The sequence below is a fragment of the Halobacterium sp. GSL-19 genome (assembly GCF_016917855.1).
Classification (GTDB): Archaea; Halobacteriota; Halobacteria; order Halobacteriales; family Halobacteriaceae; genus Halobacterium; species Halobacterium salinarum.
The window spans coordinates 940,090-965,741 of record NZ_CP070377.1; the positions used below are offsets into that span (position 1 = coordinate 940,090).

Sequence of the window (25,652 nt, forward strand, 5' to 3'; positions counted from 1 at the left end):
TGGTGCCACGAACCACGTCGAAACATGGCCCACAAGGACGTGTCAGTGGACGACGTCGACTCGGCGCTGTCGGCCGACGCGGACGCCGACCTCTACTTCATGAAAGACGCCCTGAACACCGACGAGGTCGCCATCTCGGTGTACCACATGGAGCCGGGCGCAACCGGAATGGAGCACGACCACGCCAACGACGGCCAGGAGGAAGTGTACTACGTCGCCGACGGCGGTGTGGACGTCGTCTTCGACGACGAGACGGTGTCGCTGGACGCCGGCGACGCCATCCGCGTCGACGCCACCGACGACCGACAGCTCCACAACGGCGATCACCACTCCGAGCTGGTGTTGGTGGGCGCACCCCGCTGACCGCGCGCGCCGCGTGCGGCAACCCCTAAGTGGTGGCCGGCATACGGACAGCCATGCCGACGAACCTTTCGGCGGGCGTTCAGGCGTTCACGAGCAACGTGTTTCTGGTGACCGGCGACCGCGACGTGGTGGTTGACGCGGGCGCGAACTACGACGTCGTCGCCGCGGTCCGCGACCACGGCGTCACGCCCGACGCGGTCGTCATCACACACCCGCACCCCGACCACGTCGGCAACCTCGACGCGCTCGTGGACGCCTTCGACCCGACCGTGCTCGGGTTCGACGGCGTCGCCGACGCCGACCGGACGCTGGCCGACGGCGACGAAGTCAGGCTCGGCGACGACGACTACGTGGTTCTGCACACGCCCGGCCACGAACCCCACCACGTGTGTCTGTACAGCCCGGCCGCCGGCGTGTTGTTCTCCGCGGATCTGGTGTTCGCGAACGGCAGCTTCGGGCGCACGGACCTCGACGGCGGCGACCGGGAGACGCTGGTCGAGAGCATCGACCGGCTCGCCGACACCGTCGCGGGCGAGGAACTGACGGCGCTGTATCCCGGCCACGGCCCCAGCGTCACCTCGGATCCGGCCGCCGACATCGACCTGGCGGCCCGATCCGCGCGCTTCCAGTGAGCCGCGGTTAGCTCGTGTCCAGGCCGTAGTATCCGGGTTCGTCGTCGGTCCGGGGTTCCGCGACGACGAGCGCGTCGGCGTGCAGCATCACCCACGGGATCGCCCAGTCGAGCAACACGTCCTCGGTGCCGCGATCGATGTCCGCGTCGGGCTCCAGGTCCTGCAGCAGGCGCGCGATCTCGTAGACGGTGTACATGCGGTCGTCGTCGAGTAATGCCGCTGGCTCGTAGAAGTCACACGGGTACAGGTCGTCGAACTCGGATTTCGCAACCGGCATGTGCTGACAGGCGGCGGCGACGCCGAAAAACCCAGCGAGTTGACCCAACGGTTATCTGTCTCGCCGAAGTCCATGTATCCGTCCAACATGTCAGATAGTTCACCTCAGTTGGACGACCAACGCACAGACGCCATGCAGGCGCTGCTGTACATGCGCGATGACGTTGCAGCCCGCACGACGACCGTGGACGCCCAGCGGTACCTCGACAACGAGCGCTACGGGTTCATCACTCGCGCCACCTACAACCGCCTCCACTACGCCACGCTGCGGTACACGCACCGTGGGTTCGACACCTGGGAGCTGTTCCGGACGTTCCTTGATGCCGCCGATGGCACCACTTCCGCTGGCGTCGTCATCGGCCTCGACGCCGACGGCACCTGCTACGATTTCGACGCGCTCACCGACACCGTGCACGCGGTCGGTGACGAGCACAGCGTCGCCGCACTCACGCCAGCCACTGATGAGCCGTCATGACGCGAAAAAAACACGGGAGCGTGTCCGGTCACTCGAACAGCGACACCACGTCGTCGTAGTTCGCCGCGATGGGGTCCCAGTCGACGACCTGGAAGAAGGCGTCGACGAAGCTGCCGCGGTCGGGGCCGTAGTCGTAGTAGTAGGAGTGCTCCCAGACGTCAAGCGCGAGGATGGGGTGGCTGCCCCAGAGTGCGCCCTCGTCGTGGTTGTCCACGGCCACGTTCCGGAGCTGCTTGGCGACCGGATCGTAGACGAGCAGCGCCCACCCGCTGGCCGCGCCGGCCGCCACCTCGAATTCAGCCCGCCAGTTCTCGTAGGAGCCGAAGTCCGCCGCGATGCGGTCGGCGAGCGCCCCGGACGGCTCGCCGCCCCCGTCGGGACTCATGTGCTCCCAGAACATCGTGTGGAGGTAGTGCCCACAGCCGTTGTGCGTGACGTCCCCGAGCGCGCCGGCAGTCGAAGCGTGGTCGCCGGTCTCACGGTTCCCCGCGAGTGTCTCCTCGGCGCTGTTGAGGCCGTCCACGTAGCTCTGGTGGTGGGTGTCGTGGTGCCACGTGACCACCTGCTCACTGATGTGTGGTTCGAGTGCGTCGTAGTCGTACGGCAGCGATGGGAGTTCGTGCTGGCTCATCGGTGGAATCCACCGGATCAGTGATCACGCGGCGTCATGTTAAATGTTCGTGAGGATCGTGGGATCACTCGTCGCCGCGCGCACGCTCGAACATCGCGATCGCGTCCTCGCGGCGCTGGCTGTGGTCCACGATGGGGTCCGGATACTCCGGGGCGTGTCGGCGGCGCTCGGACAGCGACAGCTCGTGCCAGCTGTGGATCGCGTCCGCGGGCACGTCCCGGAGTTCGGGGACGAACTCGGTGATGTAGCCGGCGTCGGGGTCGTAGCGCTCGCCCTGGGTCATCGGGTTGAACACCCGGAAGTACGGCTGGGCGTCGGTGCCGGTTGAGGCGGCCCACTGCCAGCCGCCGTTGTCGTTGGCGGTGTCGTGGTCCGCGAGCTTCTCCCGGAACCAGTCGTAGCCCGCCCGCCAGTCCACCAGGAGGTCTTTCGTGAGGAAGGCGGCGACGATCATCCGCACGCGGTTGTGCATGTACGCTTCCGCGCGGAGCTGGCGCATGCCGGCGTCCACGATCGGGTAGCCGGTCTCGCCGTCCTTCCAGGCCTGCAGCGCCGCGGGGTCGTCGCGCCACTCGATGGGGTGCTCGTACGCTTTGAAGTTCTCCGAGACGACGCTCTGGTTGAAATACAGGACTTGTGCGTAGAACTCCCGCCACGCGAGCTGGCCGATGAACGCCGCGACGTTCTCGCGTTCGTCGTCGGTGTCGGCGTCGGATTTCGCCGCGCGTGCGGCCTCGTAGACCGTTCGGATCCCGATCGTGCCGAACTTCAGGTGCGGGGAGAGCCGTGACGTGGGTTCCTCGTGGGGGTAATCGCGGCGGTCCTCGTAGCGGTAGATGTCGCCGGACTCGCGGAAGGCATCGAGCAGCGATCGCGCCGCCGCGGTTCCGGCGTCGGGGACCGCCGCCTCCGGCTCCGCGAAGCCGAGCTCCTGGACGGACGGCAGCGGATCGGTGTCCGCGAGCGCGGTGTCGGCCGCGAGATCCGCGCGCTCTGGCTCCGGGGCCGGCGGGTTCTTCTCGCGGTCCTGCCACTTCCGCCAGAAGTACGTGTACACCGAGTACGGGTCGCCCGCGTTCGTGCGGATCTCGCCCGGCCGGTGGTGGACGGCGTCGTGGAACTGGGCGTGTGCGACGCCCGCCGCGTCGAGGGCGTCGCGCACGCCCGCGTCGCGGTCGGTGGCCAGCCCCGAGTAGTCGTGGTTCCAGACGACCCGGGTGGCGTCGAGATCGTCGGCGACCGCCGGGAGCACCGCAGCGGGGTCGCCGTGGCGGACAATGAGGTCGCTGCCGAGGTCGCGGTAGCGCTCCCGGAGGGCGGCCAGCGCGTCCAGCATGAACGCGACCCGGGGCGGGGCGGCGTGAGCCAACACCTCGTCGTCGAAGCAGAACACCGCCGCGACAGGGCCCTGGTCGTGGCCGCCGTCGACCGCTGTCACGCCCGGAGCGGCCGCTGCGAGGCCGCGGTTGTCCGTGGTGCGGAGGTCCCGTCGGTGCCAGAACAGTTGCATGCCGGGGGGTTGGGCGGCCGGCATCCTCAACGTGTGGGTGTCAGTCGTCGCGGAACACGCGGAACGACCCGCGTCCCACGGCCACTTCGGTGGGCTCGGCGTCCGCCGTGTCGGCGGGCGTGACGACCGAGATCTCCGCCACGCCGACTGTTGAGCCGACGCGCACGACCGACGCATCGGCGATCAGGTCGCCGCGGGCCGGCCGGAGATAGGACACGTTCAGATCGATGGTGGCGACGTTCGCGGCGACGGGGGTCGGGAGCGCGCTGCGCACCGCCAGCCCGCCGGCGGTGTCGATCAGCGTCGCCGCGATCCCGCCGTGGACGTCTCCCTCGCCGGGGCCGTGGTTCGTGAGCTTCTCGTGGTAGGGGATGCGGAGGCGCATCTCGCCGTCGCTGGCGTCCTCGACGGACACCCCGAGAAACGACAGCAGCCCGTGGTCGTCGACGTAGGACTGGATGAGCGCGGCCGCGTCGTCGGCGTCGAACCCGGTCATGGCTGCGACTGGAACCCCGGTGTCTATAAGCCCACCGAGCCGCCACGCCGCTCTTATCAGTGAACGTATGAGAACTGCTAAAGTGTGTGCGATCACACGACATGGTAGTGACTTCAGCCGCCGGGACCGTGTTGGTGACCGTCGACTCGCTGCGAGCGGACGCGCGATCCCGGGTCGAGACGCCGACCCTGGACGCGCTGGCGGACTCGGGCACGGTCTTCGAGCGCGCGTACGCCCACGGGAACTGGACGCCGTTCTCGTTCCCGAGCGTGCTCGGGGACAGCCACGTGTTCGCTGCCGACGGCGCGATCGGCGTCGGTGACACCACGCTGGCCGGCCGTCTCGCCGACGCCGGCGTCCGGACTGCCGGCGTCAACGCCGCCAACGGGTTCCTCACCGAACACTGGGGATACGACCGCGGTTTCGACACCTACGACGCGTTCACGGACACGAACTCGCGGCTCGGGCGCACGCTCGCCGCACACCCCACCGTCCAGGGGTGGCTGCAGGTCGGGGCGTCGCCGTTCCGGCGGCGCAGCGACGGCCGCGAGCGCGTCGACGCCACGCGCATGCTCGACATCGAGGACCGCGCCGTCGAGTTCCTGTCGGCGGCCAGCGAGCCGTTTTTCCTCTGGCTGCATTACATGGACACCCACACGCCGTACGTCCCCGCGCCGCGCCACCTGCGTGCGACGACGGACCGCCGGGGCGCAATGTTGGGCATGCTGTCGGCGCACCTCCGCGTCGGCCTCGGGCTGACGGTGAGCTCGGCCACGGCCGGCGAGCTGCACACCCTCTACGACGCGACCGTGCGCCAGGTCGACACCAGCATCGGGCGCGTGCTGGCGGCGCTCGGCGACCGCCGCGAGGACACCATGGTGGTGGTGGCTGGGGACCACGGCGAGGAGTTCCTCGAACACGGCCACCTCGCGCATTACCCGAAGCTCTACGACGAGCTGGTGCACGTGCCGTTGCTCGTTGACCATCCGGTCGGCGCGGGCGGGCGGGTGTCGACGGCGGTCGGCCTCTCCGACGTGCCCGCGACCGTGCTCGACGTGATGGGCGGCTCGACACGGGGGTTCACCGGTGAGAGCCTCGCCCCCGAGATCCGCGCCGGGACGGAGCCGACCCGCGGCCCGATCACGTCGGTCGCAGTACGCGGGGCGTCGGTGACACAACAACCGATCCCGCGCCACCTCGGTGCCGGCCGCCCGCTCGTCAGCGCGCGCGACGGCCGCTGGACGTACATCCGCGACCCCGAGCGCGACACCCACGAGCTGTACGACCGTGCCAGCGATCCGGGCGAGCAGACGGACGTGTCCGGCACCGCGGATCCACCGCTGGACGCCCTGCACGCAGCGACACGCCAGCGGCTGGACGCGATCCGAACCGACGGCGACGCCGCGGCCGCCACGCCGGACGACGTCGAGCGCCGACTCTCCGCGCTCGGGTACCGCTGACCAGACACCAATACCGGCAGCGGGCGTCCATTTGGAAACGTATTTGCCATGGTCTATCGTGATGGTGAACAACCGATGTCGAATCTCGTTACCAACGTCCAAACCTCGGCGACCGAGCTTCCGGACCACCCCGCAGTCGTGTACGACGACCACACCCACACCTACAGCGACCTCTGGGAGCGAACCGGACAGTTCGCGGCCGCGCTCCGCGACCACGGCGTGACCCCGGACGACCGGGTCGCGCTGTACCTCCCGAACCTCCCACAGTACGTGACGGCGTTCCACGGCGCGCTCCGCGCCGGCTGCGTCGTGGTGCCGATGAACCCACAGTACAAGACCCGCGAAATCGAGTACTTGCTGTCCGATTCCGGGGCGTCAGTGGTGGTGGCGCTGGCCGACGGTGCGTCCACCGTCGAGGACGTGCGCGCGGAGACCGCCGTCGACACCGTGGTCACGGTCGGCGGCGACGCCGACGTTGGCACGCCGTTCGAGGCCTTCCTCGACGCCGGCAGCGACGACACGGTTGCGCCCCGCGACGACGACGACCTCGCCGTGCAGCCGTACACCTCCGGCACCACCGGCCAGCCCAAAGGCGTCCAGCTCACACACCACAACCTCGCGTCGAACGCCGAGCAGTCCATGGACATCGTGCCCGACGGCCTCCAACCCGCGGACCGCAAGATCGGGGTGTTGCCGTTGTTCCACATCTACGGCATGACCGTCGGCATGAACGCCGCGCTGTTCGCCGGCGCGACGTTCTACCCGATGCCCAGGTGGGACACCGAGGACGCGATGTCGCTGGTCGCGGACGCCGAACTCACCCTCTTCGACGGCGTCCCCACGATGTACAACGACATCATCACACACCCCAACGCCGAGGAGTTCGACCTGTCGTCGGTCCGGCGCTGCACCGTCGGCGGCTCCGGCATCCCCACCGAGGTGTTGCGGAAGTTCGAGGAGCTGTACACCGCAAAGATCGACGAGGGGTACGGGCTCACGGAGACCAGCCCCGTGACACACTTCAACAGCCCCAACTGGGGGCGTCGCGTGGGCTCGATCGGGAAGCCGCTGGCGGGGATCGACGCCCGCATCGTCACCGACGACTTCGAATCGGTGCCACCCGTCGACGAGGGCCCCGTCGACGAGTCCGACCACGACATGGACGACATCACGGGCGAGCTGGTGGTGTCGGGGCCGAACGTGATGGCGGGCTATCTCGGTCTCCCGGAGGCCAACCGCAAGGCGTTCACCGAGGCCGACGGGAAGCGCTGGTTCCACACGGGCGATCTGGGCTACCACGACGCGGACGGCTACTTCTACATCGTCGACCGCAAGACGCACATGATCAACACCGCGGGGTACAACGTCTACCCCCGTGAGGTCGAGGAGTTGCTGTTCGAGCACGACGCCATCGCGGACGCCGCCGTGGTCGGCGTGCCCGACGAGCGCCGCGGCGAAACGGTCAAAGCGTACGTGGTGCGGGCACCCGACACGGACGTGTCCGCCGACGAGATCCGGGAGTTCTGTCTGACGAACCTCGCCGAGTACAAACACCCACGCACGGTCGAGTTCGTCGAGCAGCTGCCCCGCACCACCACGGGGAAGATCAAGAAACACGAACTCGTCCCCGACGAGGACTGACCCGGCGCGACCCGCTCAGAAGCGGGCCGCGAGTCGGGCGGCGTCGCGGGTGTCGTGCCCGCAGAAGACGTCCGCGGTCGTGCGCCGGGCGAGATCGCGGACGCGACGGCGGCTCTCCCGCCAGTCGGCAAGCGAGGACAGCAGACTGGTGGCCATCGGGACGCCGTCCTCGTAGTTCTCGCGCTGGTAGGCCTCGTCGCCCGCGACGATCGCGGGCGCAGCGCCGTCCTCGGGTTCCAGGTACAGCCCCAGGAGGCCGGGCGTGTGGCCGGGCAGATGCAACAGATCGAGCCCGGGGTAGAGCTGGCGGCGGCCGCGGTCGACGGCGACCACGCGCCAGTTCAGCGCACGGTCGAAGTCCGGACTGTGGTACGCGATCGACCCGGTGTCCGTCGCCGCGCTGCGGTAGGCGTAGCCGAGCTCGCGCTCGTGGACGTAGATCGGCGTGTCCGTGCCCGCGAAATGCCGAAGGCCGCCGGCGTGGTCGAGATGGAGGTGACTCGCCACGACGGCGTCGATGTCGCTGATGGCGGTGCCGGCGTCAGCGAGCGCGGCCGGCAGCGTGTGCTCGTCGGCGTCCTCGTGGTGGAACGCCTCGAAGAGGGGTGTCGGCCAGTAGCCGTCGCCGGCGTCGGGGTGGCTACCCGTGTCCCAGAGCACGGTCCCCTTCGGGTGGTCGATGAGGAGGTTGTACACCGGACACTCGACGAGCGCGTGCTCGGGGTCGGGGTCGGCGACGGTCGCCATCGTCGAGGAGTCGATCATGTACGCCCTGTCCGCGGTGATGGTGCCGCGGTCGAGGTAGTGAACGTCCACACCGGGTGGTGACGCGGCGGTCCCAAAGTTCGGTCGGGGGAACCGTCCGGTAGTTGTTAGACGTTGACATAGATTTATCCGGGGCGGCGGGGAAGCCACGACCATGACAGACAGACCTGTGGTGTCCGGGACGGCGATCGTCACCGGCGCTTCCAGCGGGATCGGCCGGGCGACCGCCGAACGACTGGCGGCCGACGGCGCACGCGTCGTGCTCTGCTCGCGCGACCACGCGGACGTCGACGCGGTTGCCGACGCCATCCGAACGGACGGCGGCACCGCCCTCCCCGTCGAGTGCGACGTCACCGACCGCGACGCCGTCGACGCGCTCGTCGAAGCCACCGTCGACGAGTTCGGCGGCCTGGACGTGCTCGTGAACAACGCCGGCGCGAGCTTCGTCGCGCCGTTCGACGACATCTCGCGGAACGGCTGGGACCGCATCATCGACGTGAACCTCGGCGGCACCTACAACTGCACGCAGGCCGCCGCCGAACAGCTGAAACGCGACGGCGGCGGGGCCGTGGTGAACGTCGCCAGCGTCGCCGGCCAGGAGGGGTCGCCACACATGAGCCACTACGCCGCCGCGAAGGCCGGCATCATCACGCTCACGCGGACGCTGGCCGCCGAGTGGGCACCCGCGGGTGTACGCGTGAACTGCATCGCCCCCGGGTTCGTCGCGACCCCCGGACTGGACGCACAGATGGGCGTCAGTGCGGCCGACATCGACCGACGGGAGGTCGCCCGGCGCATCGGCACCAGCGCCGAGATCGCCGACGCGATCCAGTTTCTCGCCAGCCCCGCGGCGTCGTTCGTGGTCGGTGAGACGCTCACCGCCGCCGGCGTCCCGCAGGGCGAGGAGGTGCCGTCGCCGTGACCCGCCGCACCGTCCACCTCCCGGTCGCCGCCCAGGACAGTCTCGCGGACATCACCGACATCGCCGAACGCGCCGAAACCCTCGGCTACGACCGCGTGTGGTTCCCCGAAACCTGGGGCCGGGACGCCGCAACGACGCTGACCGCGATCGCCGACCGCACCACCGACATCGGCATCGGCACCAGCATCATCAACACCTACTCCCGGAGTCCCGCGCTCGTCGGACAGACCGCCGCCACGCTCCAGGAGCACTCCGGGGGCCGGTTCCGGCTCGGAATGGGGCCCAGCGGCCCCGCGGTCATCCAGGGGTGGCACGGCCAGTCGTTCGAGCGCCCGCTGCGCCGCACCCGCGAGTACATCGATGTCGTGCGCGCCGTCCTCACCGGCGACCCGGTCGACTACGACGGCGACCTGATCCAAACCCAGGGGTTCCGACTGCGCCAGGACGCCCCCGACCCCGCGCCCGCCATCGACGTGACCGGCATGGGTCCGAAAGCCGTCGAGCTCGCCGGCCGGTTCGCCGACGGCTGGCACGCGTTGCTGTTCACCGCGGACGGCATCCGGGAGCGCCTGGCCGACCTCCGGCGCGGCATGGATCTCGGTGACCGCGACGCCGACGCCGTCCAGACCACGCTCGTGGTGCCGTGCTGTGCGCAGCCCGACGCCGCCGCCGCCCGGGACCTGACCCGCCAACACCTCGCGTTCTACGTCGGCGGCATGGGCGAGTTCTACCGGGACAGCCTCGCCAGGCAGGGCTACGAGGCTCCCGCCACCGATGTCTACGACGCCTGGCAGGACGGCGACCACGAGCGAGCGGTCGGCCTCGTCACCGACGACCTCTTGGACGCGTTCGCAGCGGCGGGCACGCAGGCCGACGTGCGGGACCGACTGGCGGCGTTCGCGGAGATCGACGGCGTCGACGCGGTCGCGGTGTCGTTCCCGCGGGCCGCCGACAACGCCGTGATCGACGACACACTGGCGGCCGTCGCGCCCGCCCCGGCGCACACGCCCTAACGCACTGCGTCGGCCGCTACGTCACGGCGTCGATCGCCGCGCGTCGCCCGTCGAGCACCCCAAACGCCTCCCCACGGCGGGTTTCCAGCCACCGCAGGAGCCGCGCCGCCCACGCCAGCTTCCGGCGCTTCTCCTCGGTCACCGTGGGGTCGTCGAACGCCCACCCCGGGAACCGGAGGGCGGCCGCGCCACAGTGGTCAGCGAGAAACGCCGCGCGGTCGCCGTCGGTGAACCCGCCGTGGTCCACCACTGGCCCCGTGGGCGCGGCCTGTGTCGTCGCCAGCACGTGAGTGGTGTCGTAGGTCGGGACGTGCTCGCGGATCGCGGCGATGTTGTCGCCGTGCGCGTGCACGGCCACCGGCGTCCCCTGCGCCGTCAGTCGGCGCGCCGTCTCGGGGTTCTTGTCTAGATCCGTGACCATGAGATCGACCTCGATGCCGGCGTCGGCCAGCACGTCCACGGCCGTTGAGGCCGCGAACACGCGGTCCGCGGCGGCGGCCACCTCGCGTTCGTCTGCCAGCGTCGGTGCGCCGCCCGCGATCGCCACCGTCTGGCCCGTGCAGTCCAGGCGCGCCATGTCGAAGGGCTCGGCGTGTGCCGCCAGCACGTCGCGTGCGCGCCTGTCGGCGGCCTGCTCGTAGCCGAACGCAGCACACACGTCGTCGTACACCGGCTGCCAGTCGTCGTACTCCATGCGCGCCGCTACGAGCCCTGAAATAATGAGGATTCCGTGGTCCGAGCCGGGATCCCCCGCAGCGTACCCCTACCCAGCGGGCGTCCGGCTTCCATGCTGGCGTTTTTTCGCCGCCGGTATAAGTTTTCTCGTTACTCCCCGGCCGTCCGGAATATCTCCGCCAGGGTTGCAAGCACGCTGTCGCCGTCCGTGGCGGCCGCCAGCCCCGCGCCAGCCTCACGGAGCGCCCCCGCTGTGCCGGCGACGAGCGTCGGGTCCGTGCCGGAGACCGCGACCCCAGTCGCCGCCAGCGCGTCCCGGTCGTCGGCCGACAGCCCCGTGACCTCGTAGGCGCGCGCGACGGCGTCGGCCGCCCCATCAGCGCCGAGCCGGTCGGCGTGGCGCATCGCCGCCGGGAGCGTCGTCACGTCCAACTGCTCGATGTGGCTGGTGTGCGTGCGGTCGGGCGTGAACTCGTGGCCGATGAGCGCCGCGTCACGCGTCTCGGCGACGTCGTGGGTCCGAACCACGTGTGCGCCGCGCTCGACGGCCATCGCGGTCGCCGCCAGCGACACCGGCAGCGCCCCCGCAGTGTCCCGGCCGGCGACCTCCCGCAGGAAGTTCTTGCGGTTGATCGAAACCAACATCGGGTAGCCGTACCCGCGGAACTCCCGCAGCCGATCGAACGTCTCGCGGTCGTCGGCCAGCGTCTTCTCGGTGCTCCACCCGCCGAACGCCGGATCAACGATGGTCTTGTCGGTGAACCCGTGCAGCGACAGCGCGTCGTAGATGTCGTCGACGGACTCGATGGCCCCCGGGCGTTCGAGGTCCGGCGGGCTCGCCATCTTCGCGACCGCGACGTCGTGGGCCTCACAGACCGCCGGCATCTCGGGGTCCGCGAACCCACAGATGTCGTTGACCATGTCGAAGCCAGCCGCCAGCGCCTCGTCGGCGACCTCGCTGTACCGGGTTTCGATGGAGAACACCGCCTCCCCCTCGACGCGCTCGATGGTGTCGATGGCCGTCTGGAGGCGCTCGCGCTCCTGGTCGGCCGACAGCACGTCGAGGTCCTTGTTCGCGGACTCCAGGCCGACATCGACGATGTCAGCGCCCTCCCCGATCAGCTCCGAGTCGACGTACGCGGCCGCCGCCTCGGGGTCGTCGTACACGCTCGGGTCGTACGGCGACTCCTTCGATACGTTCAACACGCCCATGATCCGTGGCGGGTAGTCGTCACCGATGGGCAGCCCGGCTGCGTCGACGGTTCGCATATCCCTACTGGATGGCGGCACGCTCATAGGTCGTGTGGAATCGGCGCTGGCTTCGGGCGGCTTTTGTGGGTGCGCCGCCAACGCAGCGCCATGAGCAAAGTGAGCATCGGCCTCCGAGGGTGGCGGTTCGACGAGGATGAACTGTTCGACGGCGACGGGTTCCGGTCGCGCTCGGAGATGGACGACGACACCAGGCAGCGCCTCGAACGCCTGCCGCTGTTGCTCGACCAGCCCTGTGACGTGTGCTATCTCGGCGACGGCGACGACGACGCCACGCCGGACGCCGTCTACGGGGAGCCGGGCGCGGAAGTCCTCGTGTGCAACGCCCACGAGCCGACGTTCTACTACTGGTTCCTGGAGGCGGGCGGCGACGAACACGAGGGCACGGCGGCGCTCCAGGACGCCTTCCACGAGTGGGTGGCCGCCGGCAACCGCGAGCCCGACTGGTACGGCGGCCCCGAGCACGTCGAAACCGACCCCGACGCGGTGCCCGACCCGGGGCCGGATACGTCACAGCTCGCACCCGGTGAGCCGGTGCCGGTGACCGTCGACCTCCCCGAGGACGAACAGGCCAAACTCGACCTGCTCGAAGCCGCCGACTTCGACGGCGTCAGCGACGACCTGGACATCGACGCCGACTACCCGACCAGCGATGAGTAAGCCCGCCGTCGCCATCGTGGACGCCGAAACCGCCGGGAACGTCGGCACCATCGCGCGAGCGATGAAGAACTTCGGGTTCGAGGAGCTGTTGCTGGTCGACCCGCCGTATCTCGGCCGCGACTCCGAGGCGTACGGGTTCGCCGGCCACGCCCGCGAGGACATCCTCCCCGAGGCCCGCGAGCTATCCTTCGACGCGCTGGTCTCGGAGTTCCACACGGTGGGGTTCACCGCCATCACCAACGAGGACGCCACCAGCCACACCCGCTTCCCGTTCCGCACACCGGCGGAGCTCGGGGACAGCCTCCGTGACGTCGAGGCACCGACCGCGCTCGTCTTCGGCCGGGAGCGCGTCGGCCTGACGAACGACGAACTCGCGCGCATCGACGAAGTGGGGTCGATCCCCGCGAGCGACGACTACCCCGTGATGAACCTGGGGCAGTCCGCGACGGTCGCGCTGTACGAGCTCCGCGACCTCGCGATGAGCGAAACCCAGCTGCCGGACGTCGAGCGCCACCGCGCCGACGAGGCCGAAATCGAGCAGTTCTACGAGCACGCCAGCGAGTTCCTCGATGCCGTCGATTACCCCGCCGAAAAGCAGGCCAAGACGATGCGGATGCTCCGCCGGATGCTGGGCCGCACGCATCCGACCGGCCGCGAAATCAACACCGTCCACGGGCTGTTGCGCCGGGCCGAGACCCAGCTTCCCGAGGACGACTGACGGCTACGTCGCCTCGCCGGGTGTGTGGCGCGCGTACAACACGATGGGTTCCATCGTGAGCTTGGGCTCGCCGGCCTCGTTTTCGGTGGTCACGCGGGTGCGGACCGTGCCCCGATCGGGCTTGCTCTCGGAGGGCGTCTTCTCCAATACCTCGACGGTCACCGACAGCGTCTCCCCGGGGAACGTGGGGTTGGGCCACCGGAGCGCGTCGACGCCGACCGCGCCGTAGCTGGCGGTGTCCGCGAAGTGGTTGTCCACGAGCAGCCGCATCGTCATCGACGCGGTGTGCCAGCCGGACGCCGCAAGCGACCCGAACAGCGACTCCTCGCGGGCGCGCTCGGGGTCGGTGTGAAACCACTGCGGGTCGTAGGCCTCGGCGAACGCCAGCACGTCGGCCTCGGTCACGTCGTAGCTACCGAACGACTGCGACTCGCCGACGGTCACGTCCTCAAAGTAGACGGGCACGGCAGACCGTTCGCTCGGCGCGGCGGTAGTCGTTGTGTTCCCGGCAGGCGGCGTTAGAGCTCGGCGTCGTCGGTGGTGTTGCGGACGGCAGCGCCGATGTACCGGTGTTTGACCAGCGCGAACCCGGCGAAGATGACTGCGAACCCGGCGAGCGCGCGCGGCGAGACCACGTCACCGAACAGCGCCCACGCGACGACCGACGCGCCGATCGGTTCGAGGTACGAGACGAGGTTGATCTCGGTTGCGCCGGCGCGCTCGAGCAACACGAAGTACAACAGGAAGCCGCCGGCACCGCAGACCAGCGTGAGGTACGCGAGGCTGGCGAGCGCGGTCGGCGTCCAGTGAACGGCCGTGACGTTCTCGCCGCGCACTGCGGCCCCGACCCAGAGGGCCAGCGACCCGATGAGCATCGCCCAGGCCTCCATGGTCTCGACCGGCAGGCCGCCCCCGCCAGGGAGCTTCCCGGTGAGGACACCGCCGAGCGCGAAGCTCGCCGCCGCGAGGAACACCAACAGGAGGCCGCCCAGGTCGACACTGCCCGCGCTGCCGGGGTTGGCGACGATGACGACGCCCGCGAGGCCGGCCAGCAGGCCGGCCGCCTGCGTGCCGTCGATGGTCACGTTCTCGTGGAGTTTGCTCGCGAACCCTGCGGTCAGGATCGGCGCGAGGCTGATGACGATCGCGGCGATGGGGGCGGAGACGTCGTGTTCACCGAGGTAGAGTGCGCCGTGGTAGATGCCGATGACGAACAGGCCAACCGTGGCGGCGAGCACCCACTCTCGACGGCCACGGGGTCGCCAGCGGTCCGTGGTGTGGGCGGCGTACGCGAGCACGATCAGGCCAGCGATCGAATACCGGATCGCCGCGAACGACAGCGCCGGAACGTCCGCGATACCGATCTTGATGGCGACGAACGAGGACCCCCAGATCGCCGCCAACAGCAGGAACAACACCGTGGTGGGGGTTTCCCCCATCGTCGGGCGTCTGAAACTCATTATAACTATAACTTGTGCGGAGTACTTTAGACTTTTCTTTAACAGTTGTATCTATACTAGTTGTGCATGGCACTTCCCGCGAGAGAATTGGCTCTGAGTGGAATGGCCACAGGTTTTTCACCGCGGTGCACAACCCACGCACATGGACGACCGAGACATCACGATCCTGAAGGCTATCGCGGACCTCGGCACGGGCAGCCCCGAAGCCCTCCAGGAGGAAACCGGCATCCCCGTATCCACCATCCACTATCGGCTCAACAACCTCCGCGACGACGGCGTCATCACCAACGACCTCTACGACATCGACCCCGACTCGATCGGCCTCGACGTCACTGTCGTTCTCGAGGTGCTCACGAGCTACGACGGCGGCTACGAGGACGTCGCCGACGAGATCAGCGCCGTCGAAGGCGTCACGCAGACGTTTTTCACGATGGGTGAAACCGACTTCGTCGTCGTCGCTCGGCTCCCCGGCTCCGACGACGTCGAACGCCTGATCTCGGATTTCGAAGCCCTCGACCCCGTGGACAGAACGAACTCCACGTTCGTCATCGACCGCCACAAGGACGCCCAGCGCGCCCTCGAAAGCTACAGCCTGGACAGCCTCGTCACCGCGCTGGCCGACGAGTAACGCGCCGCTAGGACCGCTGTTGGATCTCCTCGCGGAGCACCTCGCTGACGAGGTCGCCGTCCGCCTTCCCGCGCAGCGCGCCCATGCACTCCCCCATCAGCGCCGAGAACGCGCCCATGCCCTCGGCCGCGACCTGATCGCTGTTGCGCTCGACGACTCCGACGACGGCCTCCCGGACCTCGTCTTCGGCCGCGGAGCCGAGCCCTAACTCCTCGGCGAGCGCGGCCGGGTCGCTGCCGGGCTGCTCGGCCAGCGCCGCCAACAGCTCCGGCACCCCCTCCTGTGCGAGGTCGCCGTCCGCGACGAGCCCCAGCACACCCCGGAAGTGGGCGTCCGTCAGCTGCCCAACCGGCACGTCGTCGCGGCGGAGTTCGGTGACCGTCGACTCCAGGGTTTGGGCCGCCAGCGTCGCGTCGACGCCCGCCTCGACCTGCTGCTCGAACAGCTGCCAGCGCCGGCCGTACGCCACCTGCTCGGCGAGCCCGGCGTCCAGATCGAAGTCGGCCTGGTAGCGCTCGACTTTCTCGGTCAGCAGCTCCGGCGTCTCGACGGCCGACGGGTCGGGGTCGACCGGCGGCACGTCCGTCTCCGGATACATCCGCGCCGCGCCCGGCAGCGGCCGCAGGTACTTCGAGGTGCCGTCGTCGTTCGCGCCCCGGGTTTCCTCCGGGACGCCCGCCATCGCGGTCTCCGCGCGCTCCGCGACCGCCTGTATCGACTGGGCGGCGGTCTCGGGGTCGTCGGCCACGATGGCGACCGCGTCGTCCTCGCCCGCGTCGACCGCGTCCCGGAGCGCCGCCACCTCGGCCGCGGTGACGCCGTACGCCGGCAGCTCGTCGGTGTGGAAGATGCCGCCCGCGCCGTGGCGCGTGGCGTGGTCGGAGAACTCCGTCCCCAGCCGGCGGTCGGCCTGCAGCTCGCGACCCACCAGCCCGTCGAAGCCGTGCAGCACGACGGCGTGGACCTCACCACCGTCGTCCAACGCCCCCCGGATGACGCCCGACTCGGTGTCCGCGAACACGTCGGTCACGTCCCGGGGCTTGCCCACGGCGGCGTCGCGGGCGTCCAACTCGTCGACGATGTCCAGCAACTCGACCTGCCGCCGGACCTCCTCGCGCACGAGGTCGTCGATGCCGTCGAGGCTCTGCACGCCTTTCATCTCCACGCGCGCGCCGTCAGCGATCGAGACGTTGACGTCCTGGCGGATCGTCCCCAATCCGCGCTTGACCTTCCCGGTCGACCGCAACAGCATGCCGATGCGCTCGGCGGCCTCCCGGGCCTGGGCGGGCGAGGAAATGTCGGGCTTCGTCCCGATCTCGACCAGCGGGATGCCCAGGCGATCCAGCGAGTACAGCACGCCGTCCTCGCGGTCTTCGATGCGCTGTGCGGACTCCTCTTCGAGCATCAGGTCCTCGATGCCGACCGGTCCCTCACTGGTGTCGATCGCGCCGCCCTCGGCGACCATCGTCGACCGCTGGAACCCACCGGTGTTCGACCCGTCGATGACGACTTTCCGCATCACGTGCGCCCGGTCGACGGCGTCCATGCCCAACAGGTGGCCGATCTCCAGGGCCGCAGCCAGGGCGTCCTCGTCGAGTCGGTGGGGTGGCTCGTCGTCCTCCTCGACCAGACACGTGGTGTCGTACGCGAGATACTCGAACTCCCGTTCGACCCGGCTCTCCTCCAGGGCGGCCTCGTCGATCTCCCCCAGCTCCGAGCGCGTCGGATGCAGATACCGGGTGAACGTCCGGTCGGCTTCCGCGGGCTCCCGGCGGGTCGTCGGGCACGCACAGAACAGTTTGGTTGCCGTGTCCAGTTGCTGGTGGATCTCCAGCCCGGCAACCAACCCCAGCTCGTCGTAGTCGAACTCGGTCATTATCGATGCGTGGCACCGCGAAGGCAATAAAACCGTTCAGTCCGCGGCCGACCCGGCCGCCGCGGTGTCGTCCCCGCGAACGCCCACGGACAGCAGCGTGCAGTCGACCACGTCGTCGGCCAGCGCGTCTGCGTCACCACCGTCACGGTCGATGGCAACCGCGCCCCCGCCGGAGAGCGACCGCGACCCCGCCGTGTCGATGACGACGCTGGTCAGCTCCCAGCGCCGCTGGAACACCGTCTGCTTGCGGAGCACCGTCTGCACGCGGTGAGCCGGAACGACCGTGGTCTTGCGCCGCCACCATCCCGCCTGCGTGACGACGTGGTCGCTGTCGCTGTACACGCCCCGGGTCGCGCGCGCCCGCCGGGCCGCCGGCACCGCGAGCGGCACCAGCACGGCCAGCGCGTACCACGGGAACGACACGACGAGCCGGCTCACGAGCGCGCCCGCCGCCACCACGCCCAGCCCCGCGAGCGCGTACCGCCGGACGTAGCGGTCCTGAGCGCGCTCGGGCGGCCGCGAGAGGTCGATGTCCGCGACCGGTTCGATCTCCCGGGCGAGCTCGAACACCGCCGCCCGCGGCGCGATCGGCACCGCCGCCTCCGACCCGCCGCTTGGCGACTGCCCCGGCGCGTACCCCGCCGTCTCGACCGCCAGCGACGCGAACCCGTACCGCCGCATCAACACGCTGTCCTCGACGGACACCGTCTGGAGCTTCGACAGCGGGATGGTGCCGTCGCGGCGCTCGAACAGCCCGCGCTCGTAGCGCAGATCGCCGCCCACCCGGCGCAACCGGAACCCGTAGAACTGCACGACGCGCACCGCCGCCGACACCAGCCACACCCCGAGCGCGAGCGCGACCGCTCCGGCGACCAGCACCACCACCCCGAGATCCGGCACCGCCACGCGTCCGCCGAGGCTCGGCGCGGCGACCGTCGCGACCGCGATGATGCCCGAGAACAGCCGCGGGTTGAACGACAACAGCCCGTACAACAGCAGGTCGCGGTTCGACAGCGCGAACAGCAACTCCCCGCGCTCGCCGACGGGCGTCGGCTCACGCGCGCGATCCGCCGCCGACCGCGACTCGCTGTCGGTGTCACCCGCGTCCGGAGTGGCTGCTGTGGCGGCGTCGGCCGCGTCGCCCGGTGTGGTGCGGCGCGTTCGCACGTTGGCTTGCAGGTCCGCAGCCGCCTCCCGGCTGACGAACCGCAGCGACGCCTCCGTGCTGCCGCCGCCGGCGGTCTCCACGTCCACCACCGCCAGCCCGAGCAGCCGCGCGACCAGCGACCGCGTCACGTCGACGTTCTGGACGCGGCGCAGCGGGATTTCGCGCTCGCGCCGGGAGAACACGCCCGACGCGATGTCCAGGCTGTCCTCGGTGAGCTCGTAGTCGAACCGCCTGTAGTACGCGATCTCGTAGGCGACCACCGCAACCACGGCCACCATGACCCCCAGCACCGCCACGCCGGTGAGCGCGGCGTTCCCGCCCGAGAGCGCCGCGCCGCCGATCAAAAACGCCCACCCGAACCCCAGCGCCCGGGACAGCGCCCGCACCGGCACCGACAGCGGATGCAGCTTCATACGGCGTCACCCTCGCCGTTCTCGGGCTCGCTCTCGATCGCGAGCGCGCGCAACGTCTCCTGGGCGTCGGCCGCCCGCTCGCGGGACAGCCCCGGGATCGTGACGTCAGCCCCCCGGGAGCCGGCGGTGTAGACGACGACCCGCCCCAGCCCGAGCACGCGCTCCAGTGGCCCCCGCCGCGAATCGACGTGTTGCACGCGAACGTACGGCACGGTGGTTCGGACCCGCACCAGCACGCCGTGCTCGATGTACAGCGTGTCCTCGCGCACGTCGAACCGCCAGATCCGGTACCGCAACAGCGCGTGTGTCGCCCCCAAGAGGGCCACCACGCCGAACACCGCCACCGCTGCGGCGGCCGACGACACGCCCACGTCCAGGGCGCCGCTGCCGATGCCCGCGGCTCCGGCGAGCACCACGGCAAACACCAGAACACGCCACAGCCAGACGACGACAACGCGCGCGTCGAGTCGCTCCATACGCCGTGTCAGGCCTCCCGACACAAGAAGGTGGCCGGCGCCCGCTACGTGTCGTCGCCGGAGAGGATGCCCCGGTGGGTCATCCCCTCGGGGTCGAGCACGTCAGCGGCCTCCGCCTCCGAGAGGTATCCCTTCTCGACGACGACCTCGGTGACGGTTTTCCCCTCCTTCAGCGCGGCCTTCGCGACCTCGCTGGCCTTGTCGTAGCCGATCGTGGGGTTGAGCGCGGTCGCCAGCGCCATCGAGCGCTCGACCTGCGCCTCGCAGGCGGCCTCGTTGGCTTCGAGCTTGGCGACGAACTTCTCGCCGAAGGCAGCGCTCGCGTTGGCGAGCATGTCCGCGGACTGCAGGAAGTTGTGCGCCAGCACGGGCTTGTAGAGGTTCAAGTCGATCTGCCCCTCCGCGGCCCCCGCGGCGATGGCGGCGTCGTTGCCCACGACCTGCTTGTGGACCTGGTTGACCGCCTCCGCCACCACGGGGTTGATCTTCCCGGGCATGATCGAGGAGCCGGGCTGGTTCTCGGGCTGCTCGATCTCCCCCAGCCCGTTGCGGGGGCCGGAGGCAAGCAGCCGGAGGTCGTTGGCGATCTTGTTCAGCGACCCCGCGACCGTGCGCAGCGCGCCGTGGGCCTCGTTCATGGCGTCGTGGGCGGCCTGCGCCTCGAAGTGGTTGTCCGCCTCACGGAACGCAACGCCGGTCTCCTCGCTGATGTAGCCGGCCGCCGTCTCCGGGAACTCGGGGTGGGTGTTCAGCCCGGTGCCGACGGCGGTGCCGCCGAGCGCGAGCTCCGAGAGGCGCGGGGCAACAGCCTCGATGCGGTCGATGCCCTTCTCGACTTGGGTGCGGTAGCCGCCGAACTCCTGGCCCAACCGCACCGGCGTGGCGTCCTGCAAGTGCGTGCGCCCGGTCTTCACGACGCCGTCGAACGCGTCCGCTTTGTCGTCGAGTTCCGCTGCCAGCGTCTCCAGGCCGGGTTTGACGTCGTTGACGAGCGCGTCGAGGCTCGCCACGTGCATCGCGGTCGGGATCACGTCGTTGCTGGACTGGCCGTAGTTCACGTGGTCGTTGGGGTGCACGACCCGATCCCCGATCTCCTCGCCGAGGAGCTCCGCGGCGCGGTTCGCGATGACCTCGTTGGCGTTCATGTTCGAGGACGTCCCGGACCCGGTCTGGAAGACGTCGACCGGGAACTGGTCGTCGTGCTCGCCGGCGATGACCTCGTCGGCGGCCGCGACGATGGCGTCGGCGCGCTCGTCGTCAACGAGGCCGAGGTCGCGGTTCGCCTGCGCGGCGGCCTTCTTGACGACGCCGAGCGCGCGCACGAACCGCCGCCCGAACGCGATCCCCGAGATCGGGAAGTTCTCGATCGCGCGCTGGGTCTGTGCCCCCCAGTAGGCGTCAGCGGGCACCTGCATCTCGCCGAGGCTGTCCTGCTCCGTGCGGTAATCCTCGCTCATACGTGGGCGGTCTCCCGGCGGCGCGTAAAAGCCATCGGAACCAGTCGCCGTGGTTGAACACACGCCCTGACGGACCGACCCGAATCGGCGGCGTGTATGCACACCCCAGACGGCACGCGCAGCGGCCTGCAGTTCCCGGCCAAGTGGGCTGGCGACGGTCGCCGCGACCCCGCGGCCCGCCGGCTACCGAGCGCCCGCGTGGCTCATGTGTCGCGGTCGCTGCGTGGGCGTGTCGTGAGCTCCAGTGCGTGGATCTCAGTCGTCATGGCGTCGCCGAGCGCGTCGTACACCATGTCGTGTTGGTCGACCAGCGACACGCCCTCGAAGGCCGGGGAGACAACGACGGCTTCGAGGTGGTCGTCGTCGTGGGGGCCACGCGCCCGCGACACGGTGGCGCTGCAGTCCGCCTCGAACCCGGCTTCGATCCGCGCTTCGATGTCGGCGAGATCCATGCCTGTGCGTGAGCGCGCGATCGGTAAACACTCCCGGATCAGCGCCGGTCACGTCCACCGGTCGAGGCCGGTCTGTGCGGCCGCGGCGTCGATGCGCTCGAACCCCCGGGCGACCGCGTCGGCGTCGACCTCCCACTCGTCGGTGACGAACGCGCGGGCCGCGTCGATGGCCGGCGACACGTCGGGGTCGACCACGTAGTCGTCGGTCACGTCGGGGTTCAAGAACAGCTCCCGGATGCGGTCGCCGTGGGCGACGTGCTCGCCTTCGGCCGCCAGCACGTCCCAGAGGTCGCCGTGCTCGCCGATCGCGTCCAGGGCCGTTGTCGGTCCGAACCCGTCGATCCCGGGGTTGAAATCCGTCCCACAGAGGATCCCGACGTCGACGAGTTGCTCCCACGTCAGGTCGTGTTCGGCGAGCGTCGCGTCGAAGTCCATCAGCTCGGGGTGGCCGGAGCTCGTGAGCTGGCGCAGCGTCACCGGCGACCCAAGCAGCAGGCAGTCGTAGTCGTCGCTGCCCGCGTAGTCGACGGCGTCGTCCGTCCGCGTCATGTATGCGGCCTGTGCTTCGCCCTCCGCGGGGGCTTCGACTTGCGGGATGTCCAACAGGTCGAACAGATCCCGGGTGGTCTCGTGGATGGTGGGCGTGAGTCGCTGCGTGCGCGCGTCCAGGCGCGCCGCCTCGGCGGCGTCGCCGGCCTCGCGGGCGTCGTCGAGCTGTTCCTCGTAGCGCTCGCGTTGCTCGCGGCGGTCGGCGATCTCGTCGTCTTTGAGCTCGGTGACCCCGCCGTCCCAGACGAACACGGGCGTGAGGCCGTGTTCGAAGAACTTCGGCAGGCCCTGCACCGCGCCGACGAGGTTCGCCACTTCGGTGCCGTCGCTGGTGGTGTAGACGTCCGCGCCGGTCCACTGGACGGTCGTGGTGAGGTACTTGTACAGCCAGTTGTGGGCGTCGACGGCCACCACACTCCCTTCGAGGTCCGCAAAGGGAGTCTCCTCGATGGCCGCGAGCTGCCGGAGGTCCGCGTTCCCCATCACGCCCAGTTCGGGTGCCCGCGGTTTAACCGTTGAGCTGTGGCGGCGTTACCACTCGACTCGTGCTGGCGGCGACGCCCCACGTGTGCGGTCGAGAAACGCCGCCTCCTCGGGCGAGAGGTCGCGCTCCCGGTACCGGTCGAGGCCGTCCTGGTAGCCGGCCGCTCGGTGCTCGCAGGGGCGTCCCAGCACGAGCTCGGCGATGCCCGTCTCCTCGCCGGTGAACCCAAAACCAGCCTTGTGCAGCGCCTCGTACGCGAAGGGGTTGTTGACGGCGATGCGCACGCACTCGTGGTCGCCCAGCAGGTGGGCGGCGGCGAACGCGCAGAGCCGCGCACCGATGCCCGCCCCGCGGCGGTCGCCGCGCACGGTCACGTACCGCAGCCACGCCGCGTGGGCGTCCGTGCGGTCCTCGTTGAACGAGACGGCACCCACAACGTCGTCGACGGGGTCATCAGCCGCCCGCGCGTCGGGCGGCCAGTCGTCGCCGCGCTCGGCGAGGGGCGCGCCCTCGTAGGCGACCGCCTTCCCCGTGTTCGACATCACGAACTTGCCGGCGTAACTGAACGCCTCCCAATCCAACAGCAGCGTCGGCCCGTCGTGGTGATCCCCCAGGACCGCGTAGCGCACGCTCGGCCGTTACGCCGGCAGGCCAAAAGACTGCGTGGTTGCCCCTCGAAACCGGGACATCCTTGCCCCACGAGGTGGAACCCGCGGATATGACGCTCACTGACGTCGACGGTCGCGCCGTCGCACGGTTCCTCCCGGGGGACGTGGTTGTGATCCTGGTGGTGATCCTGGCCGGCACGCTCCGCCACGGCACGTTCACGCCCCAGGAATACGCCGGCGTCCTGTTGCCGTTCCTCATCGGGTGGCTGGCCGCAGCCCCCCTCGTCGGCGCGTACAGCGCCAGCACCGTGGCGTCCAACCGGCGCGCCATCGTGCTCGCGGCCGGCACCTGGCTGGCGGCGGACCTCATCGGTCAGCTCATCCGCAACACCGCCGCGTTCCCCGGGAACGCTGACCCGACGTTCTTCCTCGTGATGTTCGCCACCGTCACGGCCGGCCTCGCGATCGCCCGGTTCATCACGCTCGTCGTCGTTGATCTCCGGGGGTCGTAATCCGGGCATCGCCAGCCCGGAGTCCCGCCGCCTCCTCAATCCTTTTCGTGGCTTCGGACGAATCAACAAGCGTGACAGCGACGATGTTCCTTTCGGCTGACGAGATCGCAGGACTGGCCACACCCGCCGACTACGTCGACGCGGTGCGCAGCGGCTACCGACAGCGCGGCGAGGGCGCGCCCGCCGAACCCCGCACCGCGCTCCTCCGCGAGGACCCCGCGGGCATGTTCACGGATTACTCCGCGCTCCTCCCGGACGACGGTGTCATGGGCGGGTACACGTACAGCGCCGGGTTCGGCTCCGGCGACGCCTGGTTCATGACGCCGCTGTACGACGCCGACTCCGGCGCGCCGCTGGCGCTGCTCGACGGCGCGTCGATGAACCCCCTCAAGACCGGGGCGGCCGGCGCGGTCGGCGTCGACGAACTCGCCCGGGCGGACGCCAGCGAGCTGGCGGTCATCGGCAGCAGCGCACAGGCCCACGGCCAAGTGCAGGCAACGGCCACCGTCCGCGACCTGGACACGATCCACGTGTACTCGCCGACCCCCGAGAGCCGCGAGTCGTTCGCCGCCGACCTCGACGCCGACCTCGACGCGTCGGTGTCGGCCGTCGAATCGAGCGCGGCCGCGGTCACGGGCGCTGACATCGTCATCACCGCCACCAGCGCCAGCGAGCCGGTGTTCGACAGCGACAACCTGGACGCCGGCACGCACGTGACCGCGATGGGCCAATACCACCCCGAGAAGCGCGAACTGGACACGGCTGCCATCGAGCGTGCGACCTACGTCCCGGACCTGCGCGGGCGCACCACGCAGGACGCGGGGTCGTTCATCGCGGCCGTCGACGCCGGCGTCGTGGACAGCGACCACATCCACGCCGAGCTCGGTGACGTCGTCGCCGGGACGGCACCCGGCCGCCAGAGCGCCGACGAGATCACCGTGTTCGACAGCGGCGGCACGGGCATCGAGACGGTGGCGGCCGCGAACATGCTGTACGAGCGCGCCGTCGAGCAGGACCTGGGCTCGGAGCTCGACTTCGCGCCCGCCAGCGAAGCGCTGTACGGCGAGTAACTACAGGTAGGCAGCCACGCCGAGCGCGTCGAGGATCGGAACGCCGGCGGCGACCGCGCCGACGAGGTAGCCCGCGATCGCGCCGCCGTTCAACAGCGGCAGGCCGGCGTGGGCGCGGCCCGCGAACACCATCCGCATCAGAACCAGCAGCCCCACCAGGGTGCCCGCCATCGCGGTCAGCGGTGCCAACTCGATCCCGGCGACGACCGGCGGCGTGTCCAGGAAGAACGCCGCGCTGGCCACCATGATCGACGGCATCACGGCGTCACCGAGGCCGATGAAGTACGCGGGCCGGTCGGCGGGCGCTGCCGCCTCGCGTTCGCCCGCCTCGGCTTCGTCGGCCGTCTCGGCGGCGTCCTCGACGAACGAGTACGCCAGCGTCGTCGGAACGACCAACACGATCGGCAGCCGCAGCTCCATGACCCCGGAGGCCAGCGTGAGCATGTGCTCGGTGCCGTAGACGCTGATCGCGTCGTACACCGCCAGCACGGTCAACAGCACGATCGCGGGGAGCACGCCGAAGCTGATCCCGAACAGGGCGGCCGCGCCCATCCCCATGATCGCGCCCGCGGCGTCGATGACCCACCACTCGGGGTACGCGTACAGCGCCCCCACGAGCGCCAGGGCCGGGCCCCACACCGCGAGGTTCACGCCCGCAACCACGACCGCGGGGATCGCCACGGCGAAGACGTACGACGCGACCAGGCCGCTGGTCACCAGGACGACCCCCCGGAGGATCCATTGTTTGTCGTACTTGATGACCAGCAGAATGCCGCCGGTCGCAACCAGCAGGAACGCCACGTAGACGACGCTATTGAGCGGGTTCTGTGGGTTCTCCGTGGACTGCAGGCCCGCGCTCTGGAAGGGCTCAACCAGCGCGAGCGCGCCCACTTGGACGACGACGAACAGCGCGACGACGCCGGCGAGCACGGCGGCAACACGCGTCGAATCGTTCATGCTCCGAGTGTGTGCGCGCCCCCCGTTTTGCAGCTT

General features: G+C 70.0%; 29 protein-coding genes. 12 read left to right on the forward strand and 17 right to left on the reverse strand.

The window, feature by feature from the left end; genetic code table 11:
• Window positions 1–24 precede the first annotated feature (24 nt).
• Complete coding sequence (locus JT689_RS06735) at window positions 25–363, forward strand: cupin domain-containing protein (protein WP_012289310.1); 339 nt, start codon at window positions 25–27, stop codon at window positions 361–363.
• 53 nt (window positions 364–416) lie between these two features.
• Complete coding sequence (locus JT689_RS06740; protein ID WP_205251833.1) at window positions 417–995, forward strand: MBL fold metallo-hydrolase; 579 nt, start codon at window positions 417–419, stop codon at window positions 993–995.
• Between the two features lie 7 nt (window positions 996–1,002).
• Here JT689_RS06740 and JT689_RS06745 read toward each other — a convergent pair whose 3' ends face one another.
• On the reverse strand, window positions 1,003–1,272 hold the full coding sequence (locus tag JT689_RS06745) for a DUF5827 family protein (RefSeq protein WP_205251834.1): 270 nt from the start codon (window positions 1,270–1,272) through the stop codon (window positions 1,003–1,005).
• Between the two features lie 87 nt (window positions 1,273–1,359).
• Here JT689_RS06745 and JT689_RS06750 point away from each other — a divergent pair, with 87 nt between their 5' ends.
• Entirely contained in the window at window positions 1,360–1,746 is a 387-nt protein-coding gene (locus tag JT689_RS06750; RefSeq protein ID WP_229373431.1) for a hypothetical protein, read from the forward strand.
• Between the two features lie 28 nt (window positions 1,747–1,774).
• Here the strand turns inward: JT689_RS06750 and sod are convergent, their stop codons facing one another.
• The 3 genes from sod to JT689_RS06765 form a co-directional block, all read right to left on the reverse strand.
• On the reverse strand, window positions 1,775–2,377 hold the full coding sequence (gene sod / locus JT689_RS06755) for a superoxide dismutase (protein WP_205251836.1): 603 nt from the start codon (window positions 2,375–2,377) through the stop codon (window positions 1,775–1,777).
• Window positions 2,378–2,441: 64 nt separating this feature from the next.
• The gene (locus JT689_RS06760) at window positions 2,442–3,887 is read right to left on the reverse strand and encodes a deoxyribodipyrimidine photo-lyase (RefSeq protein WP_205251837.1); all 1,446 of its coding nucleotides are present in this window, start codon (window positions 3,885–3,887) and stop codon (window positions 2,442–2,444) included.
• A 40-nt stretch (window positions 3,888–3,927) separates the two neighbouring features.
• A complete protein-coding gene (locus JT689_RS06765; protein WP_205251838.1) occupies window positions 3,928–4,383 on the reverse strand; it encodes a hotdog fold thioesterase in 456 nt (151 codons plus the stop codon).
• A 101-nt stretch (window positions 4,384–4,484) separates the two neighbouring features.
• Here JT689_RS06765 and JT689_RS06770 point away from each other — a divergent pair, with 101 nt between their 5' ends.
• Both JT689_RS06770 and JT689_RS06775 read left to right on the forward strand, forming a co-directional pair.
• On the forward strand, window positions 4,485–5,843 hold the full coding sequence (locus tag JT689_RS06770) for a sulfatase-like hydrolase/transferase (protein WP_205251839.1): 1,359 nt from the start codon (window positions 4,485–4,487) through the stop codon (window positions 5,841–5,843).
• Window positions 5,844–5,918: 75 nt separating this feature from the next.
• On the forward strand, window positions 5,919–7,484 hold the full coding sequence (locus JT689_RS06775; RefSeq protein WP_205251840.1) for a long-chain fatty acid--CoA ligase: 1,566 nt from the start codon (window positions 5,919–5,921) through the stop codon (window positions 7,482–7,484).
• Between the two features lie 15 nt (window positions 7,485–7,499).
• Here the strand turns inward: JT689_RS06775 and JT689_RS06780 are convergent, their stop codons facing one another.
• A complete protein-coding gene (locus tag JT689_RS06780) occupies window positions 7,500–8,405 on the reverse strand; it encodes an N-acyl homoserine lactonase family protein (protein ID WP_205251841.1) in 906 nt (301 codons plus the stop codon).
• Between JT689_RS06780 and JT689_RS06785 the strand changes: the two genes are divergently transcribed.
• Complete coding sequence (locus JT689_RS06785) at window positions 8,404–9,171, forward strand: SDR family NAD(P)-dependent oxidoreductase (RefSeq protein ID WP_205251842.1); 768 nt, start codon at window positions 8,404–8,406, stop codon at window positions 9,169–9,171. The genes JT689_RS06780 and JT689_RS06785 overlap by 2 nt on opposite strands.
• On the forward strand, window positions 9,168–10,184 hold the full coding sequence (locus JT689_RS06790; protein ID WP_205251843.1) for a TIGR04024 family LLM class F420-dependent oxidoreductase: 1,017 nt from the start codon (window positions 9,168–9,170) through the stop codon (window positions 10,182–10,184). Before JT689_RS06785 ends, JT689_RS06790 begins: the two co-directional genes overlap by 4 nt.
• A 16-nt stretch (window positions 10,185–10,200) precedes the next feature.
• Here the strand turns inward: JT689_RS06790 and JT689_RS06795 are convergent, their stop codons facing one another.
• Entirely contained in the window at window positions 10,201–10,878 is a 678-nt protein-coding gene (locus JT689_RS06795) for a 6-hydroxymethylpterin diphosphokinase MptE-like protein (protein ID WP_205251844.1), read from the reverse strand.
• A gap of 131 nt (window positions 10,879–11,009) precedes the next feature.
• Complete coding sequence (locus JT689_RS06800) at window positions 11,010–12,128, reverse strand: dihydropteroate synthase (RefSeq protein ID WP_205251845.1); 1,119 nt, start codon at window positions 12,126–12,128, stop codon at window positions 11,010–11,012.
• Window positions 12,129–12,218: 90 nt separating this feature from the next.
• On the opposite strand from JT689_RS06800, the gene JT689_RS06805 reads away from it, so the two are divergent.
• Complete coding sequence (locus JT689_RS06805) at window positions 12,219–12,788, forward strand: hypothetical protein (RefSeq protein ID WP_205251846.1); 570 nt, start codon at window positions 12,219–12,221, stop codon at window positions 12,786–12,788.
• On the forward strand, window positions 12,781–13,506 hold the full coding sequence (locus JT689_RS06810; protein WP_012289315.1) for a TrmJ/YjtD family RNA methyltransferase: 726 nt from the start codon (window positions 12,781–12,783) through the stop codon (window positions 13,504–13,506). Before JT689_RS06805 ends, JT689_RS06810 begins: the two co-directional genes overlap by 8 nt.
• A 3-nt stretch (window positions 13,507–13,509) precedes the next feature.
• Here the strand turns inward: JT689_RS06810 and JT689_RS06815 are convergent, their stop codons facing one another.
• Both JT689_RS06815 and JT689_RS06820 read right to left on the reverse strand, forming a co-directional pair.
• Window positions 13,510–13,971 carry a MaoC family dehydratase gene (locus JT689_RS06815; protein ID WP_205251847.1) on the reverse strand — a complete coding sequence of 154 codons (462 nt, stop codon included), beginning with the start codon at window positions 13,969–13,971 and terminating at the stop codon, window positions 13,510–13,512.
• Window positions 13,972–14,024: 53 nt separating this feature from the next.
• A complete protein-coding gene (locus tag JT689_RS06820; protein WP_205251848.1) occupies window positions 14,025–14,966 on the reverse strand; it encodes a DMT family transporter in 942 nt (313 codons plus the stop codon).
• Between the two features lie 142 nt (window positions 14,967–15,108).
• On the opposite strand from JT689_RS06820, the gene JT689_RS06825 reads away from it, so the two are divergent.
• Window positions 15,109–15,594, forward strand: coding sequence for an Lrp/AsnC family transcriptional regulator (locus JT689_RS06825; RefSeq protein ID WP_205251849.1), 486 nt, complete (start codon window positions 15,109–15,111; stop codon window positions 15,592–15,594).
• 7 nt (window positions 15,595–15,601) lie between these two features.
• Here JT689_RS06825 and gatE read toward each other — a convergent pair whose 3' ends face one another.
• The 7 genes from gatE to JT689_RS06860 form a co-directional block, all read right to left on the reverse strand.
• A complete protein-coding gene (gene gatE, locus JT689_RS06830; RefSeq protein WP_205251850.1) occupies window positions 15,602–17,470 on the reverse strand; it encodes a Glu-tRNA(Gln) amidotransferase subunit GatE in 1,869 nt (622 codons plus the stop codon).
• 36 nt (window positions 17,471–17,506) lie between these two features.
• Entirely contained in the window at window positions 17,507–19,051 is a 1,545-nt protein-coding gene (locus tag JT689_RS06835; protein WP_205251851.1) for a PH domain-containing protein, read from the reverse strand.
• Entirely contained in the window at window positions 19,048–19,527 is a 480-nt protein-coding gene (locus JT689_RS06840) for a PH domain-containing protein (RefSeq protein ID WP_205251852.1), read from the reverse strand. Before JT689_RS06840 ends, JT689_RS06835 begins: the two co-directional genes overlap by 4 nt.
• Before the next feature lie 44 nt (window positions 19,528–19,571).
• A complete protein-coding gene (locus JT689_RS06845) occupies window positions 19,572–20,984 on the reverse strand; it encodes a class II fumarate hydratase (protein WP_205251853.1) in 1,413 nt (470 codons plus the stop codon).
• 203 nt (window positions 20,985–21,187) lie between these two features.
• Window positions 21,188–21,436 (reverse strand): BolA family transcriptional regulator, encoded by a 249-nt coding sequence (locus JT689_RS06850; RefSeq protein ID WP_205251854.1) that lies wholly within the window; start codon window positions 21,434–21,436, stop codon window positions 21,188–21,190.
• Window positions 21,437–21,484: 48 nt separating this feature from the next.
• Window positions 21,485–22,468, reverse strand: coding sequence for a flap endonuclease-1 (gene fen / locus JT689_RS06855; protein ID WP_205251855.1), 984 nt, complete (start codon window positions 22,466–22,468; stop codon window positions 21,485–21,487).
• Between the two features lie 48 nt (window positions 22,469–22,516).
• Entirely contained in the window at window positions 22,517–23,098 is a 582-nt protein-coding gene (locus tag JT689_RS06860) for a GNAT family N-acetyltransferase (protein ID WP_205251856.1), read from the reverse strand.
• Between the two features lie 89 nt (window positions 23,099–23,187).
• Here JT689_RS06860 and JT689_RS06865 point away from each other — a divergent pair, with 89 nt between their 5' ends.
• The gene (locus JT689_RS06865; RefSeq protein WP_010902988.1) at window positions 23,188–23,589 is read left to right on the forward strand and encodes a DUF3054 domain-containing protein; all 402 of its coding nucleotides are present in this window, start codon (window positions 23,188–23,190) and stop codon (window positions 23,587–23,589) included.
• Between the two features lie 71 nt (window positions 23,590–23,660).
• Window positions 23,661–24,659: an ornithine cyclodeaminase family protein gene (locus tag JT689_RS06870; protein WP_049892505.1), complete on the forward strand. Its 999-nt coding sequence runs from the start codon at window positions 23,661–23,663 to the stop codon at window positions 24,657–24,659.
• On the opposite strand, the gene JT689_RS06875 is transcribed toward JT689_RS06870, so the two are convergent.
• Window positions 24,660–25,616: a presenilin family intramembrane aspartyl protease PSH gene (locus tag JT689_RS06875; RefSeq protein ID WP_205251857.1), complete on the reverse strand. Its 957-nt coding sequence runs from the start codon at window positions 25,614–25,616 to the stop codon at window positions 24,660–24,662. It lies immediately after the preceding gene.
• Window positions 25,617–25,652 lie beyond the last annotated feature (36 nt).